Below are 10,754 nucleotides of genomic sequence, written 5' to 3'. Positions count from 1 at the left end.
ACGCCGAGGAGCGCCGGCTCATCTACTGCGCCGCCATGACCGCCTGCCGCTCCCCCGTCTTCAAGGCCATCCGCGACAAGCTCCTCGCCCGCGGCATGTCCAAGATCCAGGCCTATTGCGTCGTCGCTCGCAAGCTCCTTCGCATCGCCTTCTCCGTCTGGCGCTCCAATCAGCCCTTCAACCCTCAGCTCGTCGGAAAGGCTTGACGCTCGACATAGAACCTACCCAGTATTCGTAGCCCGGATGCCAATCCGGGACCGAGCAAGCGCGGCGACGCGACCCATCAAGCCACGCGCCGGGGAACTGGCTTTGCCAGGCCCCTGGCGTGGCGCCCCTCGGGGGCAGGAGCGAAGCGACTGGGGGGCCCTACATCGACTGGGGGGCCCTATTTCACCAGTTGTGGATCTCGGCGTTGGTGTACGAGAACTCGTTCGGGATCGCCAGGTTCGAGTACGAGAAGGACAGGCTCACGTCCAGCGCCGTCACCTGGTGCCACCAGCCGAGCGGCAGGAACACCGTCTCGCCCGGCTCCACCACCACGTCGAGCACGCGCGCCTGCGCGAAATCCGGATAGCGCGCCAGGTCCGGCGCGTCCAGGTCGATCGGGCTGTAGACGCGGAAGAAGTTGTACAGCAGCGGCGTCTGCATCGGCGAGATGAAGCGCCAGCGCTTGCGCCCGACGATCTGCGTGTGCATCAGCATCAGCGTGTCGTGGTGCAGCGGTGTCTTGGTGCCGGCCGGCCCGAACCAGAACGACGAGCGCTGCGCCAGCTGCGACCGGTCGCACACCTCGGGCAGCGTGCCGATGTCCTGCAGCAGCGGCGCGAAATCGGGCCGGCGCAACGCCTCGTTGTTGGCCGTCAGGTAGTAGTCGTTGGTGGCGCCCCCGCCCACCACCTGGTCGACGAACTCGGACAGGCGCACCGTGCGCCGGTGGTTCATCTTGTTCTGCTCGTAGTTGGGGTCGGCATTGCGCTCGGCCTGCACCTCGACGTCGAGGTGCCCGAAGCGCGCCTTCAGGTCCTGCGGCGACCAGCGCGTGCGCGCCGGCCAGTCGCGCGCCGCCTCGGTCAGCACCAGCGGGCGGCTGCCGCGCACGTAGCGCTCGATGAACTCGTCGCGCGACACGTGGCTGCGCTTCTCGACCCGGTCGTAGAACGGCGACGATTCCCACAGCTTCTGCTGGTTGGCCACCACCGACTCCAGCTTGCGCAGCAGCTGCTGGTGCCGGCGCGCCGCCAGGAACACCGGGTTCTGCTCCATGCGCGAAATCGCCGCCTGGCTGTCGGCGCGCGACAGGCCGGCGGCCACCATGGTCTGCAGCATCGAATCGGGCGCGCAGTTGCGCAACCTGTTCTCGGCGATCCATTGCAGCCAGCCGTCGTCGACGGGACGGCCGGCGGCAACTTCGTTGGGACGCGGTGCGGGTCGCAGGGCAGCAGTGGTGTTCATCGCAGGACGGGGCTGGTGGCAGGAAGATGGACGGGTTCGCGGGCGGCCGGCGCCGCGCCGCGCAGGCGCTCGCGCCAGGGCACTTCAATGAAGCGGTGGCACAGCACCGAGGCAGCCACGGTGCCGAGCAGGAACAGCAGGTGCACGCCGGGCGTGCCGGCATCGCCCAGGTACCCCATGCGCAGGAAGGTGGTCACCGACCAGTGGATGATGTAGAGCGCGTAACTTGCCTCGCCCAGCAGCACCATCCACGGCCGCTCGAGCAGCCAGCTCAGGCAGGTGCGGCCCGACGCCACGGCCAGGATCAGCGCGCAGAACGGCACGATGAAGACGCCGTATTTCATCGCGACGTCGAGCAGCCAGCGCCACATGTCGGGGCCCACGTAGTCGGGCAGCCAGATGCGCAGCGCCACCGCCGCCAGCGACAGCACGACGATCGCATCGCGCCAGCGCCGGCCGCGCACCGAAGCGTCCGTCAGGCGACCCGGGGGCCGCGCACGCAGCTGCAGGAAAGCCAGCCCCGCCAGGCAGCCGGCCCCGAACTCGCTGTAGCGCAGCAGCGGGTTGTAGACCAGCACGATGTACTGCGTGGTGCCCTCGACGTGCCAGGCGACGTTGAGCAGCCAGATCACGCCCGCATAGAGCGCAATGCCGCCCAGCACGGTGGCGCCCAGGCAGGCCGCCAGCCCGCGCAGCGACAGCCGGCGCCGGATCAGCCAGGCGCACAGGAACGGGAAGGTGGCATAGAAGAAGAACTCGGCCGCGACGCTCCAGGCCGGCGTGTTCCAGAACATCGCGAACGGCACCGCCGGCACCCAGGCCTGCAGGCCGACCAGGTTGAGCAGCCAGGAGGCCCACCAGGTGGTGCCGACCTCGGCCAGCTGCCCGGCCTGGGCACGCTCCAGCAGGTGCCAGGGCGTGTCCAGCAGCAGGCCCACCAGGTACACCGGGTAGATGCGCGCGAAGCGGTAGCGCTGGAAGCGCCAGAAGCGGCCCTCGCCGACGCCGTCGGCAAACCAGGCGTGGTAGCGGAAGGTCAGGATGAAGCCGCTGAGGATGAAGAAGAAGGTGACGCCGTACTGCCCGCCGATGATGCCGCGCAGCACCCAGTCGGGCAGCGGGCCGAGCAGGTCGCGGTAGTGCAGCACCAGCACCGCGAAGGCGGCGACGAAGCGCAGGCTGGTGAGCGCCGGCAGGTGGTCTGCGGGTGAATCCGCCGCGGGTTGCGCGCCATGCTGCGCGCCTTGCAATGCCATGAAGATCCCTCCGCTGCTGTGATGCGGGCGTCCACGCCGGCGCCCGTCTGCCATCTTCCATTGCGTGCCGAATGGTACGTGGGCTCGCGGCGCGGCAGCAAGCGGCCAGGGCCCGGGGCGGTGGCGCAGTGGTAACCAGGGGTGTCGCCGGCCCGGTGGAACACATGACTTTCGTCGCTTTACCCGGGGGTGCCGTTTTCCTACTCTGGCTGCCATGGCGTGCCACCGCGCGCTGTCGACTCCGTCGCAAGTGCACCCATGGCCAATCCCATCACCCTCACATCGCCGCTGCCGCCCGAAGACCTGTTCTTCGAGTCGATGAACATGACGTCGGGCCTGAGCACGCTGGGCGAGATGCAGCTGTCGCTGCTGAGCGAGAAGCCCGACCTGAAGCCGCAGGACCTGCTGGGCAAGCCGATGACGGTGCACGTCACGCTGCAGGACGGCAGCAAGCGCCACTTCAACGGCTACGTCACCCGCTTCGGCATGAGCGCCCAGAGCGGCCGCTACTTCGGCTACCGCGCCACCGTGCGGCCCTGGCTGTGGTTCCTGACCCGCACCACCGACTGCCGCATCTTCCAGGACATGTCGGTGCCCGACATCGTCAAGAAGGTGTTCGGCGACCACGGCGTCGCCAACTTCGAGCCCAAGCTGTTCCGCTCGTACCAGCCGCGCACCTACTGCGTGCAGTACCGCGAGAGCGACTTCAACTTCGTCGCCCGGCTGCTCGAGCACGAGGGCATCTACTGGTACTTCAAGCACACCGACGGCGCGCACAAGCTGATCCTGGTCGATTCGCAAAGCGCGCACGACGCCGCGCCCGGCTGCGAATCGCTGCGCTACATCGAAGACCCGGCCAACGCGCCGCCCGACCAGGAATACGTCTGCAGCTGGGGCTTCAGCGAATCGGTGCGCACCGGCAAGACGGTGCTGACGAGCTACGACTTCGAGCGCCCGTCCACCTCGCTCGAGGTCGAGACGGCCAACACGCGCAAGCATGAGCTGGCCGACTACGAAGAGTTCGACTTCCAGGGCGACTACGTCCAGAAGGCCGACGGATCGCAGTGGGCCGAGAACCGCATGGACGAGCGCCAGGCGCGCTACCAGCAAATGCACGGTTCGTCGAACGCGCTCGGCCTGGCGGTGGGCAGCACGACCAAGCTGACCAAGCACCCGCGCGACGACCAGAACATCGAGTACCTGGTGACGGCCCTGACGGTGCGCGCCCACCTCGGCGTGCACGAAGCGGGCGGCGCCACCCGCTTCGACTGCGACGTCGCGGTCATCCCGAGCGCGCAGCAGTTCCGCCCGCTGCGCGCCACGCCCAAGCCCTTCGTGCAGGGTCCGCAGACCGCGGTGGTCGTCGGCCCGGGCGGCGAGGAGATATTCACCGACAAGTACGGCCGCGTGAAGGTGCAGTTCCACTGGGACCGCTACGGCGAGCAGAACGAGAAGAGCTCGTGCTGGGTGCGCGTGTCGTCGCCCTGGGCCGGCAAGAACTTCGGCGGCATCTCGATCCCGCGCATCGGCCAGGAGGTGGTGGTCGGCTTCCTCGAGGGCGACCCCGACCAGCCGCTGATCACCGGCCGCGTCTACAACGCCGAGCAGATGCCGCCCTGGGACCTGCCGGCCAACGCGACGCAGTCGGGCATCCTGACGCGCTCGTCCAAGGGCGGCGGCTACGGCAACGCCAACGCGATCCGCTTCGAGGACAAGCAAGGCGCCGAGCAGCTGTGGCTGCACGCCGAGAAGGACCAGCTCACCGAGGTCGAGAACGACGAGACCAAGTGGGTCGGCCACGACCGCACCAAGACCATCGACAACGACGAGACCGAGCTCGTCAAGCACGACCGCAAGAAGACGATCAACAACAACGAGACCGTCGCCGTCGGTGTCGACCGCACCGAGTCGGTCGGCAACAACGAGAACATCACGATCGGGGTCAACCGCACCGAGTCGGTGGGCTCGAACGAGACCATCACCATCGGCGTCAACCGCACCGAGTCGGTCGGTGCCAACGAGACCGTCAGCATCGGCGCGAACCACACGCACTCCGTCGGCGCCAGCGAGACGCGCACGGTGGCGCTTCAGCGCACGCGCGCGGTCGGCGTCAACGAGACGGTGGCGATCGGCGCGGCGCAGGAAATCACCGTCGGCGGCCTGCAGGCCATCGCCGTCGGCGTGACGCGCTCGGTGACGGTGGGCACCAGCGAATCCAAGTCGGTGGGCACCAAGCAGAGCATCGACGTCGGCTCCGACCGCACGCTGAGCGTCGGCGGCAAGCAAGGCACGCAGATCGCGAAGGCGCGCACCACCAGCGTCGGCGAGGACGACTCGCTGAAGGTGGGCAAGAACCTCGTCATCGACGTGGCCGATTCCATCACCATCAAGACCGGCAGCGCCAGCATCACGATGAAGAAGGACGGCACCATCACCATCAAGGGCAAGGACATCACGGTCGACGGCTCCGGCAAGATCAACGTCAAGGCCAGCAGCGACATCGTGATGAAGGGCTCGAAGATCCTGCAGAACTGAGAAGCTGGAACACACCATGAGCGGTCGCGACATGCTGGACGAACAACTGCTGGATGCGCACGCGCGCGAAGAAGCCGCGGCCGGCGTGCCGGTCGGCGACCCGGTCGATGCGCTGCAGCCGCTGCTGCACGCCCGGCCCGCGGTGCTGCGCAGCGAGCCGCTGCCGTCGGTGCTGGTGGGCGAGCTGATCGCCATCACCGACGACGGCGCGACGCCGCTGGTGCTGTACCCCGGCCAGCCCGGCACGGCCGCACTGCGCGCGCGTGCCGTGCTCGACCTGCACGGTGCGCACATCGGCCACCAGGTCACCTTGATGTTCGAGAACGGCGATGCGGCGCTGCCGATCGTGACCGGCGTGCTGCGCCCGGCCGCCGGCTGGCCGCTGGCCGACAAGCCCGACCAGGTGCAGGTGGACAGCGACGGCCAGCGCATGCTGGTCAGCGCGAAGAAGGAACTGGTGCTGCGCTGCGGCAAGGCCAGCATCACGCTGACCGAAGCCGGCAAGGTGCTGATCCAGGGCAGCTACGTCTCCAGCCGGTCGACCGGCGTGAACCGCATCAAGGGCGGCTCGGTGCAACTGAACTGAGCCCGCCGCGGCAGTCGACATGGAGCTGATCAACGCCACCCGCATGACGGCGGGCTACAACATGGGCCTCGAACCGAGCGGACGCGAATCGCTCGTCGTCGTCATCAAGGGCACCTTCCGTTTCCCGCACGCCGGCGAACCTGCGACGCATTTCGCGCTGCACGACGAGCAGCTGCCGCTGGTGATGGCCGACACCTTCACCGGCGAGCCGGGCGTGTCGGCTCCGGTACACGAGGTCGATTTCGCGCCGCACAAGCCGCGTTGCGACGTGCTGCTGCTCGGCAGCGCGCACGCGCCGCACGGGCGGCCGGCCACGCGCGTGGAAACCGGCATCCGCATCGGCAATTGGAGCAAGCGCATCGCGGTGGTGGGGCCGCGCCAATGGGACTGCGGCCTGGCCACGCTGCGCGCGACGCCGGCCCAGCCCTTCGTCACGCAGCCGATCTCGTACGACGTGGCCTACGGCGGCGCCGACCTGGCCCACGAAGACCCGGCCCAGCATGCCGCCTTCATGGCCAACCCGGTGGGCGTCGGCTTCCACAAGCATCTGAAGAAGGCCTGGGTGGACGGCAAGCCGCTGCCGGCGACCGAGGAGATCGGCCGCAGCGTCAGCGATCCCGACAGCGACTACCAGCCGATGTCGTACGGGCCGCTCGGCCGCGGCTGGGAGCCGCGCTCGCGCTTTGCCGGCACCTACGGCGACGACTGGCTGGAGCACCACTTCCCGTTCCTGCCGCCCGACTTCGACCCGCAGTACTACCAGGCCGCGCCGGCCGACCAGCAGGTGCCCCCCGGCTTCTTCGGCAGCGGCCCGACCGAGGTGGCGCTGGCCAACCTGACGCCCGAAGGCCTGACGCGCTTCACCATCCCGCACCTGCTGGCGCCTGTGCACATCTTTCCGAAGCGCGGCGGCCGCGAGGACTACAGCGCCACGCTGGACACCATCGTGATCGAGCCGGAGCTGCAGCGCTTCAGCCTCACCTGGCGCGTCACGCGGCCGCTGCGCAAGAACATGTTCGAGATCGCACAGGTGCTGGTCGGCAAGAAGGGCCGCGAGTGGTGGCAGCTGCGCGACAAGGCCAACTTCCCGGTGCCGGTGGTGATGGTGCCGATGGACCGCGCTGCAGCGGCCGGGGCGGGCTGAGCCGATGGCTGCGATGCCGATCGCCATCCAGGGCACCGGGCTGGTCACCAGCGTCGGCCTCGGCGTGCCGGCGGCCTGCGCCGCGATCCGCGCCAAGCTGACCAACCCGGTGGCCACGCGTTTCATGGACTCGTCGGGCGAGTGGATCGTCGCGCACGAGGTGCCGATGGACCCGCCGGCGCGCGGTCTCGACCGGCTGGCGCGCATGGCCGCGCTGGCGATCGAGGAATGCCTGCAGGCCGTGCCGCGCGAACAGTGGCCGGCGATCCCGCTGCTGCTGTGCGTGGCCGAGCGCGAGCGCCCGGGCCGCACGGCCGGGCTCGACGACGCGCTGTTCGACCGCGTCCAGCAGCACCTCGGCGCGCGCTTCGCCGACGGCTCGGCGGTGGTCGCGCACGGGCGCGTCAGCGCTGCGGTTGCGTTGTCGGCGGCACGCGGGCTGCTGCAGCAGGGCGGCAGCGCGCACGTCGTCGTCGCGGCCACGGACAGCCTGCTGAGCTGGCCCTCGCTGGGCGCCTACGAGCGCGCCGATCGGCTGCTGACCGAGCGCAACTCGAACGGCTTCATGCCCGGCGAGGCCGGCGCGGCGCTGCTGCTGGGCCGTCCCGGTGCGCAGCCCGAGCTGCGCTGCACCGGCCTCGGCTTCGCGGTCGAGGCGGCGCACATCGATTCCGGCGAACCGCTGCGCGGCGACGGGTTGTCGGCCGCGCTGCGGCAGGCGCTGGCCGATGCCGGCCGCCAGCTGCACGAGATGGACTTCCGCATCACCGACGTGTCGGGCGAGCAGTACTACTTCAAGGAAGCGGCGCTCGCGCTGTCGCGCACGCTGCGCGTACGCAAGGACGCCTTCGACATCTGGCACCCGGCCGAGTCGACCGGCGAGACCGGCGCGGTCGCCGGCGTGGCCCTGCTCGCGGTGAGCGACCACGCCTGCCGCAAGGGCTACGCGATCGGCCACGACATCCTCGCCCACATGGGCAACGACGGCGGGCAGCGTGCCGCCGCGGTGCTTCACTTCGCCACAGCCGCATGAGCAACCAGGTCTTCGCCAACATGATGGAGGTGTCCTGCAAGCAGGCCGCCGGCAAGGCCATCTGCGCCTTCCCCGACGTCTGCTTCACGCCGCCGCTGACGCCGGCCACGCCGCCGGGCGTGCCGATCCCGTACCCGAACACCGGCCTGGCCTCGGACACCAGCGACGGTTCCACCAGCGTCAAGATCTCCGGCCAGGAGGTGATGCTGAAGAACAAGAGCTACTTCAAGAAGAGCAGCGGCGACGAAGCCGGCTCGGCGCCGAAGAAGGGCGTCGTGACCTCCAAGCAGATGGGCAAAGTGTATTTCAACGCCTGGTCGATGGACGTCAAGGTCGAAGGCGAGAACGTGGTGCGCAACCTCGACCTGACCACGCACAACCACGGCAGCGTGCCCGGCAACTCGCCGACCTGGCCCTACCTGGACGACATGTCGCCGGCCCAGATGGCCGAAGCCTGCGGCGACGAGATCGCGGCGGTCGAGGAGAAGTGCCCGAACTGCAAGGAAAAGAAGCCGCAGCAGGACTGCCCGAAGATCGACAGCGATTCGACCAAGAACAGCGGCTACAAGAACGACCCCTGCGTGAAGGCCAAGCGCTGCATGCTGGTGCCCTACAAGCGCGGTCCGTCCAAGGGCGGCTGCTGCCCGGGCCAGACGCCGCACCACATCGTGCCCAAGCACCACTTCCACTCGGTGTCGGGCTACGACGGCGACCAGGCCCCCTGCGTCTGCGTCGAAGGCTGGTCGTGGCACCGCAACGACGGCAGCTCGTTCGAGCCCGAGGTCAAGACCCACCCCGACATGCACGACCGGCAGGATTCGGCCGAGCGGTTGTTCATCGACAAGGTCGAGACCGCGATCTCGAACGGCCAGAACGTCGGTGGGCGCACGCCGGACAAGGCGATGAAGTACAAGGAAGCGCGTGCCGGCGGCGTCAAGGCGCACAAGGAAACCTTCCCCGACAATGCACCGCCGTGCTCGGAGAAGTGCATGAAGGCCCAGATCGACGCCTACCATCAACAGGAAGACGTCGGCGTGGCCGACGAAGACCTGGTCGACACGACGAAGTTCGGGTCGAGCGGCGAAAGCGAGAGCGTCGTCGACAAGTTCTGGCGCAAGCTCGCGAAGGCCTGCGCCACCAAGATTCCCAGCTGACACTGCCAAGAGCCACCGATCCATGTCCAACAGCGAAGCCCGCCAGTTCGTCCTCGACGAGTTGATGCTCGTGAAGGCGGTCCCGATGGCCGCCGACCGCATCGCCGTGCTGTGCCACTACCAGCCCGCGGCCGCCGAGGGCATCTACCTGAGCCAGGTGCTGACGGTCGACACGGGCGGGCGCTGGACCGACGTCGGCCGCTTCCGTTGGCATGGCGTCGACATCGCGCTGCGCGGTGCGGCTGAGCTGCTGGTGCTGGGCCGCGACGGCCAGATCGGTTCGATCGCCGCCGGCAACGCGACCGAATCGTGGCTCGAGAAGGGCCGCGCGATGGGGCCGATGCGCGGCATCGTCTCCAGCGGCGACGCGACGCTCGCCTTCGGCATGAACCGCCATGCGTACATCGCCGATGGCGCCGGCTGGCGCCGCTTCGAACGCGGCTTCGACAGCACGGCCCCGGGCGCCGAGATCGACTTCGATGCGCTGCTCGACGACATGGGCGGACTGAACGCAGTGGCACGCACGCCGGCCGACGCCTTCGTCGCGGTCGGCATGAACGGCGAGATCTGGCGCAGCCCGATCGCACGCGATGCATGGGTCAAGGAAGAATCGTCGACCAATGTCGGGCTCAGCGCGGTGTTCATCGAGGAAGGCGGCGCCGAAGTGGCAGCCGGCCAGGCCGGCATCGTGCTGCGCAACGCCGGCGGCGCCAGCTGGACCGAGCAGCCCTATGCCGGACCGGAGCGGCTCGACTTCACCGCGGCGGTGGGCCTGCCGGGTGTCGTGCTGCTGGCCGACGGCCATTCGCTGCGCCGGCTGCAGAACGGCGTCCTCGACCTGGTCGCCATGGGCACGCCCGAGGTCGTGCCGGCGGCCAAGCTCGCGACCGGTTTCGGCCTCGTGGTGGGCTGCGCGCCGAAGGAGCTGTTTTTCTCGCGCGACGGCGTCGCATGGACCTTGCTTCTCTGAGAAGGCGTGAGACCACCCGTGCAGACCTCGACCTCGCCCCGTGCCCCGATCCCCGTCGTCGTGCAGCAGCACGTCGAGGACACCCTCACCCTGCGCGGCACGCGGGCCGTGCTGGTGCGCGCCCCGCACGTCAAGCTGCACCAGCTGCGCCGGCTCGACGACCGGCTGGCCGCCCACCTCGACGGCCTGCAGGTGGCCGGCGATGCGGCCGCCCGGCTGTGCCTGGCCGCGCTCGAGACCCCGGGTCGCGGTGCGCTGTTCGCGGCCGGCGTGCTGGCCATCGAGCGCCGCGACATGGCCTTGATCGAACGCCTGCTGGCGATCGCGCAGACCGACGAGGCGGCGCGCGCCGGGCTGGTGTCGGCCTTCGGCTGGGTGCCGGCGGCGGCGCTGCGCGGCATCACGAAGGCCTTGCTCGATTCGAGCGACGGCTTTGCGCAGGGCCTGGGTCTCACGGCCTGCGCGTTGCACCAGGTCGACCCCGGCGCGCTGCTCGACCAAGCGCTGGCCGGATCGACCGCCACGCTGGCCGCGCTGGACGCCGCCGGCCGGCTCGGCCGCACCGAACGGCTTGGCGCCTGCCTGGCCCTGCTGGGCCGCGCGAGCGGTGCGGCGCTGCGGCGC

General features: G+C 69.4%; 8 protein-coding genes and 2 pseudogenes. 8 read left to right on the top strand and 2 right to left on the bottom strand.

Features of this window, described 5'->3' with window-relative positions; genetic code table 11:
- A pseudogene (locus AC1DYN_RS29790) lies at positions 1 to 206 on the top strand (hypothetical protein); the annotation flags it as partial.
- A 184-nt stretch (positions 207 to 390) separates the two neighbouring features.
- Here the strand turns inward: AC1DYN_RS29790 and AC1DYN_RS29785 are convergent.
- Together AC1DYN_RS29785 and AC1DYN_RS29780 are read right to left on the bottom strand one after the other, a co-directional pair.
- Complete coding sequence (locus AC1DYN_RS29785; protein ID WP_477965935.1) at positions 391 to 1,452, bottom strand: cupin-like domain-containing protein; 1,062 nt, start codon at positions 1,450 to 1,452, stop codon at positions 391 to 393.
- The gene (locus AC1DYN_RS29780) at positions 1,449 to 2,708 is read right to left on the bottom strand and encodes an acyltransferase family protein (protein ID WP_477965933.1); all 1,260 of its coding nucleotides are present in this window, start codon (positions 2,706 to 2,708) and stop codon (positions 1,449 to 1,451) included. The genes AC1DYN_RS29785 and AC1DYN_RS29780 overlap by 4 nt, the downstream gene beginning before the upstream one ends.
- A gap of 258 nt (positions 2,709 to 2,966) precedes the next feature.
- On the opposite strand from AC1DYN_RS29780, the gene AC1DYN_RS29775 reads away from it, so the two are divergent.
- From AC1DYN_RS29775 to AC1DYN_RS29745, 7 genes and pseudogenes are all read left to right on the top strand, one after another.
- Positions 2,967 to 5,243, top strand: a complete 2,277-nt coding sequence (locus AC1DYN_RS29775; protein WP_477965931.1) for a type VI secretion system Vgr family protein — start codon at positions 2,967 to 2,969, stop codon at positions 5,241 to 5,243.
- 16 nt (positions 5,244 to 5,259) lie between these two features.
- Positions 5,260 to 5,829, top strand: a complete 570-nt coding sequence (locus tag AC1DYN_RS29770) for a DUF6484 domain-containing protein (protein ID WP_477965929.1) — start codon at positions 5,260 to 5,262, stop codon at positions 5,827 to 5,829.
- A 19-nt stretch (positions 5,830 to 5,848) separates the two neighbouring features.
- Positions 5,849 to 6,973, top strand: a complete 1,125-nt coding sequence (locus tag AC1DYN_RS29765; RefSeq protein ID WP_477965927.1) for a DUF2169 family type VI secretion system accessory protein — start codon at positions 5,849 to 5,851, stop codon at positions 6,971 to 6,973.
- Between the two features lie 13 nt (positions 6,974 to 6,986).
- A complete protein-coding gene (locus tag AC1DYN_RS29760) occupies positions 6,987 to 8,006 on the top strand; it encodes a hypothetical protein (protein ID WP_477965925.1) in 1,020 nt (339 codons plus the stop codon).
- Positions 8,003 to 9,160, top strand: coding sequence for a PAAR-like domain-containing protein (locus tag AC1DYN_RS29755; protein WP_477965923.1), 1,158 nt, complete (start codon positions 8,003 to 8,005; stop codon positions 9,158 to 9,160). Before AC1DYN_RS29760 ends, AC1DYN_RS29755 begins: the two co-directional genes overlap by 4 nt.
- 22 nt (positions 9,161 to 9,182) lie before the next feature.
- Positions 9,183 to 10,130, top strand: coding sequence for a hypothetical protein (locus AC1DYN_RS29750; RefSeq protein WP_477965921.1), 948 nt, complete (start codon positions 9,183 to 9,185; stop codon positions 10,128 to 10,130).
- An 18-nt stretch (positions 10,131 to 10,148) separates the two neighbouring features.
- Positions 10,149 to 10,754 (top strand): annotated as a pseudogene (locus tag AC1DYN_RS29745) (TIGR02270 family protein); the annotation flags it as partial.

The organism is Rhizobacter sp. P2_D12, from assembly GCF_056404395.1.
Note: the sequence above shows the minus strand (reverse complement) of the source record. Positions and strands in the feature narration are given on the sequence as shown.

Bases quoted from the DNA above. Each gene is read 5' to 3' on its own strand.
- AC1DYN_RS29785 (WP_477965935.1), bottom strand. From the start codon at position 1,452: ATGAACACCACTGCTGCCCTGCGACCCGCACCGCGTCCCAACGAAGTT.
- AC1DYN_RS29780 (WP_477965933.1), bottom strand. From the start codon at position 2,708: ATGGCATTGCAAGGCGCGCAGCATGGCGCGCAACCCGCGGCGGATTCA.
- AC1DYN_RS29775 (WP_477965931.1), top strand. From the start codon at position 2,967: ATGGCCAATCCCATCACCCTCACATCGCCGCTGCCGCCCGAAGACCTG.
- AC1DYN_RS29770 (WP_477965929.1), top strand. From the start codon at position 5,260: ATGAGCGGTCGCGACATGCTGGACGAACAACTGCTGGATGCGCACGCG.
- AC1DYN_RS29765 (WP_477965927.1), top strand. From the start codon at position 5,849: ATGGAGCTGATCAACGCCACCCGCATGACGGCGGGCTACAACATGGGC.
- AC1DYN_RS29760 (WP_477965925.1), top strand. From the start codon at position 6,987: ATGCCGATCGCCATCCAGGGCACCGGGCTGGTCACCAGCGTCGGCCTC.
- AC1DYN_RS29755 (WP_477965923.1), top strand. From the start codon at position 8,003: ATGAGCAACCAGGTCTTCGCCAACATGATGGAGGTGTCCTGCAAGCAG.
- AC1DYN_RS29750 (WP_477965921.1), top strand. From the start codon at position 9,183: ATGTCCAACAGCGAAGCCCGCCAGTTCGTCCTCGACGAGTTGATGCTC.